Origin of the sequence: Streptomyces sannanensis (genome assembly GCF_039536205.1) — a bacterium.
Taxonomy (GTDB): Bacteria; Actinomycetota; Actinomycetes; order Streptomycetales; family Streptomycetaceae; genus Streptomyces; species Streptomyces sannanensis.
The window spans coordinates 6917099-6934787 of record NZ_BAAAYL010000001.1; the positions used below are offsets into that span (position 1 = coordinate 6917099).

A 17689-nucleotide genomic window follows, 5' to 3' on the forward strand; every position below is an offset into this window, starting at 1 on the left:
CAAAAGGGCTACGCACTGTTACCGGCTGTGCCGGAGCCCTTGCGACCCCGCCGTTCAGGAAAGCGACACGGCCTCGCTGTGAGCCACCTCCTGGGCATGGTGCGGATGCAGCACTTCCAGGTCGGGCAGCGCCCAGCATGCGGTGCCCATGTCCCGGGCCATCGCGGCCAGCCCCTCGGTCTCGATGAGGTGCTGGTAGGGGAAGGGCGGGAAGGTCAGGCCCTCGCGGTGCAGGTCGGCGCGTACCAGCAACGCGGTACCGCCGACCGAGTCGACGCGGAGGAGTCCCTGCCCGCGCAACTCGTCGAGGTAGGTACGGCCGAATCCTCTGGGGGGCTGAAGGATGCCGTCGCGAAGCCACTGGGACCAGTTGAGCGTGCCGGCCCTGGGGTGAAGGACGAAGGTGTTGAGGTCGTACGTGGGCCCACCGGGCGCGGTGGCACAGTGCGGCACGACGATGTCCTTGCGCGCGCCGAGCAGGCGCTGGACGAGGTCGGTCGGGTAACCGGTGACATCGACGTCGAGCCACAACACCCACTCCTCGTCCGTGAGGGCACGGGAGAGCAGATGGTTGCGTACCTTGGCCAGCACCGACCGTCGCCGGCGCTGGATGCCGGGCTCCCAACGGGGTCCGGCCAACTGGAGGCCGAAGTCGCGGCGCACGAGGGTGACCCGCCGGTACTCCGCCTCGAGGCCGGGCAGGACCTGCTGGAGCAGCTCCGGCGTCGTGTCCCGGCTGTCGCCCTCCAGCAGGCCCAGCGAGATCGCCTCGCGCGGGTAGTCCAAGGCGCGAAGCCGGTCCAGATAGCCGGGCAGGAACGTGGCCGCGTCCTTGACGGGTGTGAGCACCAGCAGGAGAGGTCGCTCGCTCGCCGGTGCCGGAGCGGGCTCGACGGCTTCCCGCTGTCTCCGCTCGGAGGCCCGGGCGGCGGCGGGACCGGTCTCGGCGTGGGCGATGTCCGCCGGCTCGATCGGCAGCCGGGTCGCCATGGCCAGCAACTGCTCGGTGTAGGCGCCCGGTTCGGCCCAGATCTCGGTCGCCACATCGAAGTGCTCGGCGAAATGGGACTCGTTGAACGTGTTGTTCCCATGGCATACGTACGTGTACAGCTCGGGCGCGTCCACCTGTACGACCCGACAGGTCCGGACCACCTCTTCCGCCACCGGGGTGTCCTCGCCCCGGCGTTGGGCCGGGTAGCGCGGGAGTCGGTCCTTCGCGCACACCATCGACCCCTCCCAGACCCGCGCACAGGAGATCGCGAGCTTGTGCCGGGCGGGCCACCACAGCCGCTCGCGGACGAGGAAGCACGCCTCGGCGCCGAGCGCGAGAATCGCCGCCATCTGCGTCTCGACCCGCTCCGGGTCGTACAGGTCGTCGTCGTCCCACTGGCATACGTAGGGCCCGGTGGCCCGCTCCACCGTCTCATTGCGCAGTTCGCCCAATGTCCGCCCCTCCGGGGGGAGCCGGTGATGGCGGATCCGGGAGTCGCCCAGGTCGCGGATGTGCTGCTCGAGGGCGTCACTCGTGCCGTCCTCCACCACGACCAGTTCCAGATTCGGGTAGGTCTGGTTGCGGAAGCACGTGATCGCGCGTCGCGCCGTCGCCGAGCGGTCCTTGGTCACCATCAGGCATGACACCGTCGGCGCGGGCGCGCCCGAGGCCCAGCGGCGGCGCTGCGCATCGAGGCTGAGCATGCCGTCGGCGAGCTGGTGCAGCTCCTGGCTCGCCCAGAACGGGAACCGCTTGCCGGCCGAGATCCGCGGCGCCCCGTCGGTGTCGCACGTCCAACTGCCCGACCAGTGGTGCACGGCGTACGCACGGTCGTAGTCGGCATCCTGCGGGCCGAACAGCTCGGTCGCGTACGGGCTCACCTCGGGGTACAGGACTTCCGGGCCGAGAACCGTGATCGAGCCGGGCTCCGGGGCGCTGTCGATCGCTCTGGTGAGGAAGAACGGACCTGTCGCGTCCAGAGTGCTCGGCAGCTTGTGGGCGCCGACCAGCCGGCGGTGCACATGGGCCCAGAAGGGGTGGCCCGGCCGCGACGCGATGAACGCGTTGCCGATGATGCGGCCGAACCCGCGCCGACGGGCCAGCAGCAGCCTGGTGTGCGCCTCGGGCTCGCAGCCGAGGACGAGTTCGTGCCCATCGAGGATTTCGGACACCGGGCTCAGGCACTCGAAGTCCAGATCCGCGTAGAGCCCGCCGAAATGATCGAGCAGGAAATAGCGAATTGCGTCGGCCCGCATGATCGCTTCGGGATAGCCGTCGTAGACCGGAAGGAACCACGGATAGTGCTCCTGGAGGAATGCGCGATTGTCCGCGTCGGTCCACAACCGGTACCCCCAGTCGGGGTTGTGGAGCCGCCAGGAATCAGCCCACTTCTGCCATTTCGGGGGTGGATCCGCGTCTTTCCATGTCTGGTGGATCAGGGCAGGAATTTCCTTCTGTGCAGGCATTCGCACAGTATGTCGGGCCGCTTGGCCGGCGGGATTTCCCGGCAGGACACCTCGGCGGAACATTCACCCGCGCGGTCCACCGCGGGAGGCGCGCCGTTTGCCCGACGGTTTGCTGTCGCCGCACTCCGGGCCCGCCGCCGCAAGTGACCCAGGTCGCACTTGCGGTCCTGACCCGGCACCGAGAGCAGCATCCAAAGGACGGCGAGTACGACGAGGCCGAGGGCCTGGACACCGGCGCGGACGATTACCTCACCAAGCCGTTCTCCTATCTCGTCCTCGTCGCCCGTGTCCGCGCACTGCTGCGCCGCCGCACCCGCGCCGGCTCCCCGGTGCTGCGCATCGGCGACCTGACCGTGGACCCCGACGCTCGGCGCGTCCACCGGGCACGGCAGGAGATCACGCTCACCGCGAAGGAATTCGCCGTGCTGCGCCAGCTGGCCGTACGGCCTGGTTCAGGTCGTGTCGAAGTCCGACATCCTCGCCGAGGTGTGGGACTTCGCCTACGAGGGTGACCCGAACATCGTCGAGGTCTACATCAGTGCCCTGCGCCGCAAGATCGATGCCCCGTTCGGGCGTCGGTCCATCACGACCGTACGAGGAGCGGGTTACCGCCTCGAAGCCGACGGGGACATCGGTGCGTAAGCCGTTCGCCTCCGTACGTGCCCGCGCCGCACTCGGCGCGACTGTGGTCGTGACCGGGTTCGCCGACCAGCCGGACAACGCGAGCGACCGACCTTCGAGTTGCCCGGCCCTCAGCCCGGGAAGACCTCGGTCCAGCCGCGGTCGACGGTCTTCATCGCCTTCGCCCGCTGTGCCTCGGTCGGGAACGTCGGCGTGCCTTCGACCGTCGGCAGTTTCTCCGCGGCTTTCTTGTCGAGGGTGCCGTTTTTCTCCATGGCGTTCATCAGGACGGGGCGGGCATAGGCTCCGAGCCGGAGGTTCTGGCCCTCGGGGCTGAAGAGGTACTCCTCCCACAGACGTGCCGCCGCCGGGTGCGGGGCGTGCTTGTTGATCGCCTGCGCGTAGTACTGGGCAAAGCTGCCGTCGAAGGGTATGGCGGTCCGCCAGTCCACGTCCACGCCCTTCGCGCGGAACTCGTCGGTGTATCCGAGGTTGAGGAAGTCCCAGGAGATGCTGATCGGCGTCCGGCCCTTCGCGATCGTGGCCGTGGTGGATTCGACCGGGATGAAGTTGCCGCTCCTGCTGAGCTCGGCGAAGAAGTCGACACCGGGCTGGATGTCGTCGAAGGAACCGCCGTTCGCCAAGGCCGCCGCGTACACTCCGGCGAAGGCGGAGCCGGACCTGGGGGGGTTGCCGTCGAGCGCGACCTGGCCCTTGTACTCGGGCTTGCGCAGATCGGCGAAGGTCGCGGGGCAGGTCTTGACACGGTGGGCGTCGCAGCCGATCGAGATGTAGCCTCCGTAGTCGTTGTACCAGCGGGCCCGCGGGTCCTTCTGATTCTCGGGGATCTCGGCGAATGCGGCGACCCTGTACGGAGCGAGCAGATGCTGCCGGGCCGCGGACTGCGCGAACGATCCACCCAGGTCGACCACGTCGGGGGCGCGGCCGTTGCCCCTGTGCTCCTTGATGGCGTTGATCTCTTCCTGGCTGTTGCCCCACGGGTTCTCCACCACGACCTTGATCCCGTACTTCTTCTCGAAGCCGTCGATCAGTGCGCCGTAGTTGGCCTCGTCGGGCGGGATCGCGATCGCGTTGAGCCTGCCCTCCTTCTTCGCCGCCGCGGTCAGCGCGGTCATGCCGCCCGCGTCCGCGGCGGAGGTGGCCACCGAGGGCGCTCTGGGTGTGCTGGGGGGAGTCTCTCCACAGGCGCCGAGGGGTATCGCTGCGAGGGTCAGACAGACGGCGACGACGGCTGTACGGAGACGAGGTGCAGGCACGAAGGCTCCATAACGGGCGATCACGAACTCATCAAAGCCAGCGTACGGTCGGCCGCCTCGACAGCGCAGTGTCGGTCGGTGGCGCCCGCTGCCCGTCGAACGGCTGTCCTGCCGGCACGTTCTCAGAACGCCTCGTCGTCCCACTGGGCGAGGAGCGCCTCTCCCAGATCCTCCCCGGCCGGGGCGGCCTGGCCGTGGAGGGCCTGTTCGGTCCAGATGATCTTGCCGCGGGCGGTGTAGCGGGTGCCCCAGCGCTCGGCGAACTGGGCGACGAGGAACAGCCCGCGGCCGCCCTCGTCGGTGGTCTCGGCCCGGCGCAGGTGCGGGGAGGTACTGGACCCGTCGGACACCTCGCAGATCAGGCTGCGGTCGTGCAGCAGCCTTACCCGGATGGGCTCGGTGCCGTAGCGGATGGCATTGGTGATCAGCTCGCTGAGGATGAGCTCGGTGGTGAAGGCGATGTGCTCCAGGCCCCAGTCCGCCAGCCGACGGGAGCAGGCGCTGCGTACCGGGGACACCGCCGCCGGGTCGGGGGGCACGTCCCACTCGGCGATCTGCGCGGGGTCCAGCCGGCGGGTGCGGGCCACCAGCAGCGCGATGTCGTCGCTGGGCCTGGCGGGCAGCATCGCGTCGATCACCGCGGCGCAGGTCTCCTCCGGAGCGCGGGTGGGCCCGGTCAGGACGGCGCGCAGCGCCGCCAGGCCGGCGTCCGGGTCGTGGTCGCGGCTTTCGATCAGCCCGTCGGTGAAGAGCACCAGCGTGGAGCCCTCGGGCAGGGTCAGCTCGGCGGTCTCCACGGGCAGCCCCGCGCCCAGGCCCAGCGGCGGGGAGACCGGCATCTCGAGGAAGGACACGGTTCCGTCGGGGCGCACCACAGCGGGTCCCGGATGGCCGGCGGTGGCGGCGGTCACCTGTCCGGAGACGGGATCGTAGATGGCGTACAGGCAGGTGGCTCCGGTGATCCCCTGCCACTCCTGCTCGCGGGTGCCCTCGTGGGTGTCGATGTGGACGACCAGCTCGTCCAGGTGGCTCAGGAGCTCGTCCGGGGGCAGGTCGAGGGTGGAGAAGTTGTGCACGGCTGTGCGCAGACGGCCCATGGTGGCGGCGGCATGCAGACCGTGGCCGACGATGTCGCCGACCACCAGGGCCACCCGGGTGCCGGGCAGCGGGATGACATCGAACCAGTCACCGCCCACCCCGGCTTGGGCGGGCAGATAGCGGTGGGCGATCTCGACGGCGGACTGCTCCGGTACGACGCGGGGCAGCAGGCTGCGCTGCAGGGTGACGGCCATCGTGTGCTCGCGGGTGTAGCGGCGGGCATTGTCGATGGACAGCGCCGCCCGGGCGGTCAGCTCCTCGGCGAAGGACACATCCTCCTCGTTGAACGGCGGGGAGGCCTGCGCCCGCCAGAAGCCTGCCATTCCCAGCACCACGCCCCGGGCCCGCAGGGGCACGGCGATCAGGGAGTGGATGCCCTGGTCCAGAATCCCGCGTGCGCGGGCGGGGTCCTGGGCCCGCCAGCTCTGGGTGGCGCTGAGGTCCGCCTCCAGGACCGGGTGGCCGCCGGCCACCCCGGCGCCCCTGGGGCTGGTGGGAACGAACCGGATCAGCTCGCCCACGGGATAGAGCGGATGGTCGCCCTGAAGGCCGACGACGGCGGTGCGGCGCATCTCGGTGCTCGCTTCGGGCGGCTCCTCGCCGTGCAGCACCGGGTCCAGCAGGTCGACCGTCACGACATCGGCGAACCGGGGGACCGCCACTTCCGCCAGCTCCTCGGCGGTGTGCTCCACGTCCAGCGTCGTTCCGATCCGCACTCCCGCGTCGTAGAGCAGCTTCAGCCGCTCGCGAGCCACCTCGGCCTTGCCGGAGAGCGCCCGCAGTTCGGTGGTGTCCCGCAGCGTGACCACGCTCCCGGCCTGCCCGAAGGGGGCGGTGGGCCGGACGTTGACCGCCAGCAGCCGGTCGGCTGCCATGTGCAGTTCGTCGGTCGCGGTACGGCCCGACCCGATGAGCTCGACGATCCCCTCCTCCAGGCCCAGGAGCGCGACGTGCCGCCCTTCCGCGTCCATCGGCAGATCCAGCAGCCGTCGCGCCTCGTCGTTGGCCAGCAGCAGCAGCCGTCCGTCGCCGTCGACGATCAGCACGCCCTCCCGTACCGCGTGCAGCACCGCGTCGTGGTGCTCGTACATCCTCGTCATCTCGACCGGACCCAGGCCATGGGTCTGCCGCCGCAACCGACGGCTCACCAGTGCCGTTCCGCCCGCGGACAGGGCGAGCACCGCGGCCGCGCTGCTCAGGACGACCGGCAGTTGCCGGTTCACCATGCCCTGGACGTTCTGGACCGTGACCGGGGAGGAAACGACGGCGACGACGGAGCCGACGGCGTCCTTGACGGGGACCACCGAGACCACGGACGGCCCCAGGGAGCCTTTGAACGTCTTGGTGAATGACTTGCCGGCCGCGGCCTCGGCGAAGGGGCCGACGACGTGCTTCCCGACCTGTTCCGGGTTGCTGTGGGCCAGAGTGATCCCGTCGAGCGTGTACACGTTGATGCCGTCGACCCCGGCCGCCTTCCGGGCCGCCTCGGCGCTCGGCTGGAGCACCGCGCTCGGATGGGGGCTGCGCAGGGCCTCGAGGATTCCCGGAGAGCTCGCGAACGTCCCGGCGGCGGCGAGCGTACGGTGCTGGGCGTCCAGCATGGCGTCGCGCCGGGCCTGCACCACGAGGGCCACCACCGCGGCGACGACGAGCAGCACCACGACAGCCAGCTGCAGGAGGAACACCTGACCGGCCACGCTGCGCACGCTCAGCAGGGAGGACAGGCGCCGCGGCCGTCCCCTTCCCCTGTGGGGCCGGGAGTGCTCCCGATGCTCCTGGCGGGCACGTCCTGAACGGCGAAGCCGGAGATGCCCTGTAAAGCCGTGCATATTCCATTTCTAACCGTTATGGGCTGTTGACTGCAGGGAGCGAGACGGTCGCCCGGCGATCGCGATCAGCGAGCCCCGCAGGTGCCCAGGACGTGGATACGACGCCGGGCCTCCGGCTGCCCGGCGCGGAGCACGTTCGTCAGCCGACGTGGATGTGCGGCCGTCGGGCGCGATCCGGTTCGGCCTCGCGGAGGACCTCACGGGTGACGGGCGCCACCTCTCCCTGGCCGAACAGGAAGAACCGCAGAAAGTTGGCGAGGGGATTGCCTTCGGTCCACTCGAAGTAGATGTGCGGTCGCTGACCGGTCTCGTCCCGTACGTGCAGCAGCAGTGCTGCGAGCGCGTTGGGGACGCTGGAACTCTCCAGGGTGAGGACGCGGTAGCGGTCGTGCATCACCTCGCCGTGTACCCGCAGCCCGGACTCGAACTCGGACGGGTCGAGGACAGTGACCTCGACGAACATGAGATCGTCCCCGTCCGGGACGTCGTTGTCCGCACGGATCTGCTTGATCTTCTCGCGGTACTCGGCCATGTCGCGACGGTCGGGCTCATTGGCGATGAAACGGATGGTGCGGCTGGCGGTGTCACGGATGAAACGCGCGGCCATGTCGTCGAAGGACACATCCGTCACCCGCAGCTCGAAGACCCGGGCCAGACGGGATGCAAGCGAAAGTCCCATGATGCCGGTGATGAAGCAGGCGCCGATCTTCACACCGTCGGGCCGCTCGACGATGTTCGCGGCCGTCGTGTAGACGAAGACCGCGGAGACGGCCCCGAAGGCGATGGTCCAGCCACGCTGCCCGGCCCGGCGCGCGGCGATGGTGACGGCGACCGCGGCCGATGTGATGAGAACCAGGACACCGGTGGCGTACGCGCCGCCCTGGGCGTCGACGTTCGCGTTGAAGATCCAGGTCACGAGGAAGGCGACCAAGGTGAAGACGATGACCATGGGGCGCACCGCACGCGCCCAGTGCGGAGCCATGCCGTAGCGGGGCAGATAGCGCGGCATCAGATTGAGCAGGCCGGCCATGGCGGAGGCGCCCGCGAACCAGAGGATGAGGATGGTGGAGAAATCGTAGACCGTCCCGAACGCCGACCCCAGGTACTCGTGGGCCAGATAGGCGAGGGCACGCCCATTGGCCCGGCCACCGGATTCGAACTCCTTGGCCGGGATCAGCAGGGTGGTGATGAAACTGCTGCTGATCAGGAAGACACTCATGATGGCGGCAGCCGTGGTCAGCAGCTTCTTCGTCCCGCGAATACGGCCCACCGGCCTCTCCTCGGTGTCTCCCGGGGCACCCTCGATATGCGGCATGACTGCCACGCCGGTCTCGAATCCGGACAGACCCAGTGCGAGTTTGGGGAAGACCACCAGTGCCACGCCGATCATGAGCAGCGGATTCCCGTAGTCGGTGGTCAGTGCATGGGACCAGTCGGTGATCACGTTTGGTGCGGTGATGACATGCCACAGCCCTACGGACACCACGACGGCGTTCAGCGCGAGATACGACGCCACCAGCACCACCGCCAGCCCGATGGCCTCACCGAAACCCTTGAGGAACACGCCGCCGAGCAGCGCGATCAACAAGAGCGTGATCGGGACATGATGGCCCTTCAAGACACTTGTGAAGTGCGGGTTCTCCACCAGATGCGCCGTGGCGTCCGCCGCCGACAGGGTGATCGTGATCAGGAAGTCCGTCGCGGCGAAGCCCAGCAGCGTCAGTACGAACAGCTTGCCCTTCCAGAACGGCAGCAGCCGTTCCAGCATGGCGATCGAGCCCGCACCGTGCGGGCTCTCCTCGGACACCCGCCGGTACACCGGCAGCGCGCCCACCAGGGTCAGCACCACCAGCACGATGGTCGCGAGCGGCGACAGCAGGCCGGCGGCCAGTGCCGCGATGCCCGGCTGGTAGCCAAGGGTGGAGAAGTAGTCGAGCCCGGTCAGGCACATGACCCGCCACCATCGCTGTCCCTTGTGCACGGCGGGGGTCTCCGCATGCGGGCCCGGACGCTGCCTCGGCTCGGCGGTCAAGCCTTCGAGCAACCACGCGCGCAGGCGACTGGGTCGGGCGGGGACGGCCATTCGCGGTGCTCCCGTCGTACGGCAAAGATCCAGCCGTCGACTGAACGGCCGGGCAGGCGTAAGGAACCGAATACCGGTCTCACGTAGGGTCTGCCACCCGGGCGGCCGTGACTCGCCGGGGGACGCGGCGACCTTGGGCTCTTCGTGTCCGCTTCCGTCCCTGCCACCCGACCGAGCGGCTTGCGCACAACTCCGCGCGCTTCCGGGCCAGAAGTGGTGCGCTCGAGTGCAACAGGCGACGGGAAGGCCGGCCCGGCGTGACGGCATTGGTGCAAGGTCCGGGCGCGCTGCGGCAATGCACGGCGTACGGTCATTGCTCGTGGGCCGCCCAGCGGGACGTCACGCGGGGAGGAGGATGTCGACTCTCCACCCGGCGTCGCTCCCCGGTGCTCCGCAGCGCGGTCCGGCGGCTTCCACTTCGACGTTGCTCATCATGCATCGCCTCCCGACGACGAAATGATTTCATTTTCAACATAAGTTGTTCGATCGTAGGCTGATCGAGCCGACCGGCACACGGTGAGCACACACGATCTGGAAGCAGCCCCGAAGGAGTCCCACATTGAACATCGGCGCAACGGATTCGAAAGCCCCGCGGATTTTCATCGACAAGCGGAGCCCGAAGGCCTACCACGCACTCGTGCAGACGTCCGAAGCGGTTCGTGCGGTCGCCGCCGAGGCCGGGCTCGACCACGTCGTCGTGGAGCTGATCAACATGCGCGTGTCGCAGATCAACGGCTGCGCCTACTGCCTCGACGTACACACCAGGGCGGCGCTGCGCGCGGGCGAGAGCACGCGGCGGCTGGGGGTGCTGGCCGCCTGGCGGGACACGGAACTGTTCACGCCGCGGGAGCGCGCGGCGCTCGCTCTGGCCGAGGTGACCACCGACACCGCCGACCGCGACGCGCACCAGGCCGCCTACGACACCGCCCGTCAGGTGTTGACCGAGGACGAGGTGTCCGCGGTGATCTGGGTGGCGATCACCATCGGCGCCTTCAACCGGGTCTCCATCATGAGCAGGCATCCCGTCCGCGGGATCCCCCGGCAGTGACGGCACGGGGCGCGCACCCGGTGGCCGCTCGGCCCGGCCAGGTGCCCCTCATCAGGAACGACGGGCCTTGATGCGCTGTCGCAGACCTGATCCGTGACGCGGTGCGCGCGACGAGCTGACCCGAGGGGCCGGGTGCGGCCGCGCGGACGATCTTCCGTACGTGCGTCCCGCGCCAAGGTCGTCGCGCCGCCGCACCGGACCCCGATGGAGCAGGAGACCGACGCCATCGCGCGAGCCATCTGCTCCATGACCGCGCAGATGTACGGCACTTGAGGCTCGATGGGATGCACCGCGTCCGACGACGAGACATCGCAGTCCCGGTTGCCGCGGCCGGGGCGGCGGTCTGCGCCGCCGTGACCGAGCGGCCCTGCTCGGTGGGGGAGACCGGCGTCGCCCGACGGTCCATGGGGTTCCCTTCGCGCGCGATCAGTCCGTCGGCCTGAAGCGCATCCAGTAGGCCGGTCACTGGAACGGTTTCCGGTTTCTCACACCCTGGCGGCCGTCGCAGGTAGGCCGGGCGCTCGGAGAGCGAGACCACGCCGTCCAGTTGTCCTGCGTTGCCTGGCGGCACATGGCGGATGGGGTCGCTCTCAGCGGCTGGTGACGTCGAGTTCGGCGTACATTCCGGCGGAGTAGTGACCGGGCAGGTTGCACACCAGCTCGTAGCGGCCCGGCCTCAGTGGCAGCGTGGTCCAGGACGTGGCACCGGGGGTGATGCCGGCCCCGGCCCCCGCACCGCAGCTGCGCGACGACTCGGCCAGGCTGCCCGACTCATCGATCCGTCCGCCGGAGCCCGTCGAACGTTGCCCAACAGCCTGTCCTCCCGGCAGCGGCAGCACCAGTAGTTCGTGCGTGCGGACTCCTGCGTTGAACACCCGCAGCGACACCGTGCCTGTCGCAACCGTGCCGGGGCTGACGAACAGCCGCATCGCGTCCGGCCGGTCGGGACCGCCCATCATCCCGGGACCCATGTCGGCCAAGGTGACAGCCACGACCTGGCCTTTCAGGGCGGGGGCCGCACAGCGCGCCCGCGGCGGGACCAGGCCCGCACGGGGCGTGCCGTGAAAGGCGCCGGTTGCAGCGAGCATCAGCGTGGTGGCGATACCGAGTATCACTGCGGCCGCGGCTCCCGCCACGATCAGCCACACGCCGTTGCGGCGCATCGCACTCACGGAGGCTCCCGCAGCAAGGCCCGGCGCCGTCTGTACTCGTCTTCGTCGATCTCCCCGCGAGCGAACCGCTCGGCGAGCAGTTCCTCGGCCCGCCTCTGCCCCCATCCCCGCTCATCGGCCGGGGCGGCCCGGCCGTCCCGCCGGGCGTCACCGACGTAGTGGACGACGGCGACGATACCGGCGATCACCAGCCCCCAGAACACGACCATCATCACGGCCATCACGAACCAGCCGCCCCACCCCCATCCGCCGTCGTACCACATCATCGTCATCGCCTCTCCTCGCGGAGTCTGCTCAGCCGGCGGGCAGGCCATCGGCCCCCATGTACCAGGGTGGGCGCCGGCTGCTTTCCGCCCACTGGGGCCTCGGCCCGGCGCCTGGTCAGTCGGGCCGCGGCGTGCAGCCGGTCAGGACTGGGGGGTGACCTCGACATGGCGCGGCTTCGCGGCCTGTGCCTTGGGCATGGTCACTGTGAGTACCCCGTCGGCCAGGGTCGCGCTGACGTCGAAGGACTTCACTTCGGTGGGCAGCAGCGCCCGGTACTCGAAGCACCCGGAGCGGCGAGTGCTCCGGCGCAGGGTGCCCGAACGTTCGCCCTCCTTCAACTCGCCGGTAATGGTCAGCTCCCGTTCGCCTACCTCGACATCGATATCCTCGCGCTTGATGCCGGGCAATTCGCACTCGACTACGTAGGCGTCATCGGTCTCGCGCACATCGGCCAGCGGCGCCCAGGCCATCGCCTCGCCCATGGCGGGCATGGCGGCCGACTCCAACAGCCGGCTCATGCGGTCGAACAACTCATCGAACTCGGCCGATACCGGCGCAGGCCAACCCGGGAACCCCCGCTCCAGCAGTCGGCCTGGACGGTGTCGCACGGGCAGGGTCATCGCGGCTCACCTCCGCTGAGAAGAAAAGGGATATTTGACGCACTTCCATTCTGCGTGGCGTACACCTGCCCGGCGAGGCCTGCGGACCCAATGAAGCCGACCGCGACCGGTGACCGGTGAGGAGGTCCCATGGACGCACACACCGCGGAGAGCCCGGCGGACGGGCCGGTGGTGGTGGGCACCGACGGTTCACCCGACGCCGTACCGGCGGTCAAGTGGGCCGCTCGGGAGGCGGCTGCCCGCAGCCAGCCCCTGCACATCGTGCACGCCACCGGCATCGATGCCTGGGGCGGAAACCTGGCCCCCGACACCATCCGCCTCGTCCACGACGCGGCGCACCTCATCGTGGACGAAGCGGCCGAGCATGCCCGCGGGCAGGTGCCAGACCTGCGGGTCACCACCACTGTCAGCGGGGACCGCCCCGACACGAGCCTGCTGGGGACGGCGGGCGACACCGCGACCATCGTCGTGGGCTCCCGTGGCCTCAGCGGATTCCCCGCCCTCCTGCTGGGCTCGGTCAGTCTCAAGGTGGCGAGTCACGCGAGAGGACCCGTGGTCGTGGTCCGCGGTACGGAACAGCCACCGAGGGGAGTCGTCCTCGCGGGCCTGCGGGACGAACGGGATCTCGAGGTCGCGCGCTGCGCGGGGCGCACCGCCGCCCGCCGCAAGGCGGCCTTGCACCTGGTGACCGCGTGGACACTCCCCCAGTACCTGGAGAGCGTGGCACTCATCGCCGACGAGGCGCGAGCGCGCGCGGGGGAGCAGGCCACCGCAGGCGCGGGAGGTGTCGTCGAATCCGTCCGACGGGAGTTCCCGGACGTTGACATCAGCGACGAGGTGAAAACGGAGCGGTCCCCCGCCAACGTGCTGGTCGAAGCCTCTTCCCATGCCGATCTCCTGGTGGTGGGCGCCAGGGGGCCTGCGCATTCGATCGGCGCACTGATGGGACGCGTCACCCCTGCCGTCCTGCACCATGCGCACTGCCCAGTGGCTGTCATTCCCCGCGGATGAAGGCGCTCACGGTGTCCACCATGCGCTGTTCTCCCAGTGGTCGGACTCCATGTCCTCGATGTCGGCGGCCGCTGCGCGGATCAGACACTGCCCCAGTGATACCAGCGCTCGCTCAGCGGTGAGTTCGTCGCCGATCTCGGGCACCGGCCCGTCTTGCGGGCTGTCATGCGCCTCGGCGTGGCCTTGGAGAATGTCGCCGGTGTCCAGGACGACCCGAGCCACGGTGCCCGAGCCCTCCCTGAAGAGGGACAGCGCCGGCTTCCACTCCTTGGTGGCCCGGCGTTCGTCTTCAGCGGTTCCGGTCATAGTTCCCGTCTCCCTACGGGCCGAACGAGCTGCGCCGGCGCGGCATTCCACCAGCGGGACGACGGGGGTCCCCGAGGGGCGGTGTACGTTCACGGGCGTGGTTCCCGGCCGGCATCACCAGGCGCGGGTGAGCGCGTTGCACAGGTCGTAGGCCGTGACGTTCAGGCGAGCACGATCACCACCACTCCCCACAGAACCGAGCCAGGGGCGGGGCGTATGCCAGAACCAGGCAGTCCGCCGTGCCGACGATCGGTACGGCCCTGGTGGGGGCGGCCGCCGCAGGAATCGAGGATCAGGCCCGCGCGGTACGGACGGTGTCGGCGGCCAGGCGGGTCAGTTCCGGGAGCGCCGACCGGACCAGGGGGCTCAGCCCGGTGCCCAGGGTGAAATCCGCTCCTTCGACCGCATGCACCACGAGTTCGCGGGGCAGCCGGTCGAGGGCGGCGGCCAGAGCGATGGTTTCGCCGAGGCCGAGGGCATGGCTACTGGCGGAATCGCTTGCGTACCGGGCGGCGTCCTCGGCGCGCAGTGTGTGCAGTCGTCCCGGGTGTCCGGGGTGCGCGTGCACCGCCTCCACGATGACTACGGTGTCCTGACGGCCCCACAGATCGAGCATCCGAGCGGGTTCGCCGTCGCTGACGGTCAGCGTGTCCGCGGGCACCTCGGCGGCGCGCAGTGCCTCGACCACGGCCGGGCCGACGCCGTCGTCGCGGCGGAACGGGTTGCCCACACCGATGACGACCACCCGGCCGGTCATGTGCGTTCCACGGTCAGGTCGAGGAAATGCTCCGAGCAGGAGATGCAGGGGTCGTGGTTGCGGATGGACCGCTCGCACAGTGCGGTCGGCTCCTCGTCGGTGGCGGGGGTGCCGGGCCGGTCCAGCCGTGATTGCACCAGCCGGCGGAGATCCTCCTCGATGGCGGCCTGGTTCTGGGCCGTGGGGGGCACGATGCGGGCGGCGGTGAGATTGCCCTCCGCATCCATGGCATAGCGGTGGAAGAGGAGTCCGCGTGGGGCTTCGGTCGCCCCGAAGCCGGTGCTCTCCCTCGGCGGGGCGGCGACATACGGCCCGGACGGTGGCCGGTACGCGTCGATGATCCGCAGCGCCTCCTCGATCGCGTGGACCACCTCGACCGCGCGGACCACGATGCTGCGGAACGGGTTGCGGCACACGGCGCCTCCGGCCGGATCGCCGAGGCCTGCCTGCCGCGCCGCGTCGGCCGCAGCCGAATGCAGCCACCGACCGCTGATCGCGTAACGGGCCAGGGAGCCGGTCAGAAAACGGCGGCCGTCGAGCGTGGACTGTCACTGTCCGACGCTCAGTCCGAGCCGACCTACTTCTGACGCACTCCTGCTCTTCGGGTGATTCCTGGCCCATCCAGCACGCCGTGTCGGGGGAGAGCCACAGCACCGTGAGGACTGAGCATTCGCGCGACACGCCAGTCCGCCACCGCTGAGTCCTGGCGCGTGCGCCAGATGCCAGGAGGCCCCATGGAGATGCCCTTCATCAACGAGTGCGCTGTGGAGTCGTGCTCGTACAACGTGGGCACCGCGTGCCACGCGCTGGCCATCACCGTCGGCGATCCTCCCCACGCGCCGTGCGACACGTTCTTCGTCACCTCGTCCAAGGGCGGTGATCCCGCCGCCGTCGGGCAGGTCCGGGCATGCAAGATGACCGGCTGTCGGCACAACACGCGTCTCGAATGCCAGGCACCGGGCATCTCCGTCGGCTCCGGCCAGGAGGATGCCCACTGTCTGACCTGCAACGCGTGCTGAGGAGCCGTCCGGTGAAGGGTTGCCCTCCTGGTATGTCGGCGTCGGCGCCTCCGCACGGGGCGAGACCGACGGTGGCGGTCATGGCCCGAGGCCCACTGCCGGCGGCGCGACCCCGGTGGGATGTCAGGCCGGCCCGACGCGAAAGGGCCGCATCATCTCGTTGTCCTCGTGCTCCAGTATGTGGCAGTGCCACATGTATCGGCCAGCCTGGCCGAAGCGCACCCTGACGCGGGTAATCGCATACGGATAAGCGAGCACTGTGTCCTTGAAACCGCGCTCCCATGCTTCCGGAGGCCGACGGCTGCCCGCCGGGATCTTTTGCCGGTCGACGATCTGGAACTGAACCTCATGGATGTGAATGGGGTGGGCATCCTTCGTCAGGTTGTGGATCTCCCAGATCTCCGTCGACCCCAGCGCGGGGTTCTCCGTGATGGGGTCGTCCCATCCCAGTGGTTGCGGCTTGCCATGCGGATCGAACGTGCCGAGCAGTACCTCGCGGGGGCCCACGTGCGGCAGCCGAGCAGACGCCAACTCGTTGAGCGAGACTCGCCGGGTGCGGTCGGCCGCGCCCAGTGGCTCGAATGGTGGCAGCGTGAGTTGTGAGGGAGGTGTTGACGTGTCTGCTGTGGCGAGCGGTTTGATCACGAATTTCATGACCTGCCCGGTGGTCATCGGGTCCGCCGCGGCGAAGTCCGTCCCGGCCGTGCCGCCCGCGAACGCGGCGTCCGGTCCCTCGTTGATCAGGTACAGCTCCGCACTGACCGGGAGGGAGGTGAAGTCGACAATGATGTCGGCGCGTTCGGCAGGCGCGAGCAGCAGCTCCTCACGCCGAACCGGTGCGGGCAGGAAGCCTCCCTCGCTTCCCAGCTGCCACAGAGCAAGCGCTGCCAATGCCGGCCTGCGCGTCACCGGGTCGCTGACGATCTTCAGGATCAGGGTGCGTGCATTGCAGCCGTTGAGAAGCCGGAACCGGTAGCGGCGCGGTTCCACGGGCAGTACCGGCCATGTCCTGCCGTTGGTGACCATCGCGTTGCCGAAGTACTCCGGGTTCCAGATCGGCGCGATGTCGCTGCCGGGCACATAAGGGCCCTTGAACTTGTCAAAGAGCGCTCGGCTCGTTGGATAGAACAGGCTTCCGTCCGTGCGGAACGAGCGGTCCTGGATGACGATCGGGATCTCGTGGTAACGCGTACCGGACGGGTCACCAGGCCTGGGTGCAGGCCCGGGCAGGATGCCTTCCTCAAGGTCGGACGGCCCGCCGCGAAGCAGGTAGAAGCCCGCCATACCGGCGTACACGTTCAGCCGGGTGATGCCCAGGGTGTGGTCATGGAACCACAGCGTGGCGGCCCGGCCGCGGTTGGCGTAGTGGAAGACGGCTTCCCCGGGGTCCCAAGGCACACCGAACCGCGCCGCGGACTTCGTCGCGAACTCTTCATAGAAGGATCCGACCCGTGCGTAGTCGCGGGGAATGCCGTGCGCGTCGGGCAGGTACCACGCCTCGGCGTAGCCGTCGCTCTCCTCTTCGTTCGCCCCTCCGTGCAGGTGGGTCACGATGGGCACCGGGCCTCTGTACGGTCCGGGTGTCGAGGTGAACGTGGGGCGTGAGTCCCGCCCCGGCGCCCCGCCCGGCGGGTTCGCCCAGTGGAGCGTGGGGTCGACCGGCAGCAGATGCGGCAGGTATCTGCCGTTCGCGTCCAGCAGCTGATTGACCCATCTGATCTGGACTGCCCGGCCGTACTCGGCCTCGATGGTGAAGGCGGGGTAGTGGAAGGTTTCCGGACGCCCGGTCGACCCGTATCCCCACACCGTTGTGGTCGGCCTGCCCGGGGGGAGCACCTGTTGCCGGAACTGCCGAACGCCGATCGTGTAGCTGTCCGCGCCGGCCCGGCCGTCCAGCGGCATGGCCGGAGGTATCACCAGCTCGGCGACGTACTTTTCTATTGCCGACGGATCAAGGACTCCTGTTTCCGCGAGCGCGGCCCGCGACGTTGCCTTCGTGGGAAGGAGAAAGAAAGACGTTCCGCCGACGACACCGATGTGAAGGACACGCCGTCTGCTGATCATGGGTCTCCTCCACACCTCGGATCAGGTCAGCGGGGAATTGCACGGCACCAGTGGCGACAC

The 17689-nt window shown here is 69.3% G+C and carries 13 protein-coding genes and 3 pseudogenes; 4 read left to right on the plus strand and 12 right to left on the minus strand.

From position 1 onward, the window contains the following. Positions 1-54: 54 nt before the first annotated feature. The gene (locus ABD858_RS32320) at positions 55-2457 is read right to left on the minus strand and encodes a glycosyltransferase (protein WP_345034161.1); all 2403 of its coding nucleotides are present in this window, start codon (positions 2455-2457) and stop codon (positions 55-57) included. Positions 2458-2651: 194 nt separating this feature from the next. Here ABD858_RS32320 and ABD858_RS32325 point away from each other — a divergent pair. Continuing rightward, a pseudogene (locus tag ABD858_RS32325) lies at positions 2652-3099 on the plus strand (winged helix-turn-helix domain-containing protein); the annotation flags it as partial. Between the two features lie 110 nt (positions 3100-3209). On the opposite strand, the gene ABD858_RS32330 reads toward ABD858_RS32325, so the two are convergent. The 4 genes and pseudogenes from ABD858_RS32330 to ABD858_RS32345 form a co-directional block, all read right to left on the minus strand. Beyond that, entirely contained in the window at positions 3210-4355 is a 1146-nt protein-coding gene (locus tag ABD858_RS32330; protein ID WP_345034160.1) for an ABC transporter substrate-binding protein, read from the minus strand. 122 nt (positions 4356-4477) lie between these two features. Further along, entirely contained in the window at positions 4478-7159 is a 2682-nt protein-coding gene (locus ABD858_RS32335; protein WP_345034159.1) for a SpoIIE family protein phosphatase, read from the minus strand. Positions 7160-7421: 262 nt separating this feature from the next. Further along, positions 7422-9365: an APC family permease gene (locus ABD858_RS32340; protein ID WP_345034158.1), complete on the minus strand. Its 1944-nt coding sequence runs from the start codon at positions 9363-9365 to the stop codon at positions 7422-7424. Between the two features lie 272 nt (positions 9366-9637). After that, a pseudogene (locus tag ABD858_RS32345) lies at positions 9638-9797 on the minus strand (pirin family protein); the annotation flags it as partial. Positions 9798-9924: 127 nt separating this feature from the next. Here ABD858_RS32345 and ABD858_RS32350 point away from each other — a divergent pair. Beyond that, entirely contained in the window at positions 9925-10413 is a 489-nt protein-coding gene (locus ABD858_RS32350) for a carboxymuconolactone decarboxylase family protein (protein WP_345034157.1), read from the plus strand. 590 nt (positions 10414-11003) lie between these two features. On the opposite strand, the gene ABD858_RS32355 is transcribed toward ABD858_RS32350, so the two are convergent. The 3 genes from ABD858_RS32355 to ABD858_RS32365 form a co-directional block, all read right to left on the minus strand. Beyond that, complete coding sequence (locus ABD858_RS32355; protein ID WP_345044216.1) at positions 11004-11576, minus strand: hypothetical protein; 573 nt, start codon at positions 11574-11576, stop codon at positions 11004-11006. A gap of 5 nt (positions 11577-11581) precedes the next feature. Beyond that, entirely contained in the window at positions 11582-11857 is a 276-nt protein-coding gene (locus ABD858_RS32360) for an SHOCT domain-containing protein (RefSeq protein ID WP_425586135.1), read from the minus strand. 135 nt (positions 11858-11992) lie between these two features. After that, entirely contained in the window at positions 11993-12370 is a 378-nt protein-coding gene (locus tag ABD858_RS32365; RefSeq protein WP_345034156.1) for an Hsp20/alpha crystallin family protein, read from the minus strand. A 231-nt stretch (positions 12371-12601) separates the two neighbouring features. Between ABD858_RS32365 and ABD858_RS32370 the strand changes: the two genes are divergently transcribed. Beyond that, on the plus strand, positions 12602-13483 hold the full coding sequence (locus tag ABD858_RS32370) for a universal stress protein (RefSeq protein WP_345034153.1): 882 nt from the start codon (positions 12602-12604) through the stop codon (positions 13481-13483). Between the two features lie 6 nt (positions 13484-13489). On the opposite strand, the gene ABD858_RS32375 is transcribed toward ABD858_RS32370, so the two are convergent. The 3 genes and pseudogenes from ABD858_RS32375 to ABD858_RS32385 all read right to left on the minus strand — a co-directional run. Beyond that, entirely contained in the window at positions 13490-13789 is a 300-nt protein-coding gene (locus tag ABD858_RS32375; protein WP_345034150.1) for a dsRBD fold-containing protein, read from the minus strand. A 292-nt stretch (positions 13790-14081) separates the two neighbouring features. Next, positions 14082-14546, minus strand: coding sequence for a hydrogenase maturation protease (locus tag ABD858_RS32380; RefSeq protein ID WP_345034149.1), 465 nt, complete (start codon positions 14544-14546; stop codon positions 14082-14084). Further along, a pseudogene (locus ABD858_RS32385) lies at positions 14543-15091 on the minus strand (nickel-dependent hydrogenase large subunit); the annotation flags it as partial. The gene ABD858_RS32380 and the pseudogene ABD858_RS32385, both read right to left, overlap by 4 nt. 189 nt (positions 15092-15280) lie before the next feature. Between ABD858_RS32385 and ABD858_RS32390 the strand changes: the two are divergent. Beyond that, positions 15281-15565 (plus strand): DUF1540 domain-containing protein, encoded by a 285-nt coding sequence (locus ABD858_RS32390; RefSeq protein WP_345034147.1) that lies wholly within the window; start codon positions 15281-15283, stop codon positions 15563-15565. A 123-nt stretch (positions 15566-15688) separates the two neighbouring features. On the opposite strand, the gene ABD858_RS32395 is transcribed toward ABD858_RS32390, so the two are convergent. Continuing rightward, a complete protein-coding gene (locus tag ABD858_RS32395; protein ID WP_345034145.1) occupies positions 15689-17629 on the minus strand; it encodes a multicopper oxidase family protein in 1941 nt (646 codons plus the stop codon). Positions 17630-17689 lie beyond the last annotated feature (60 nt).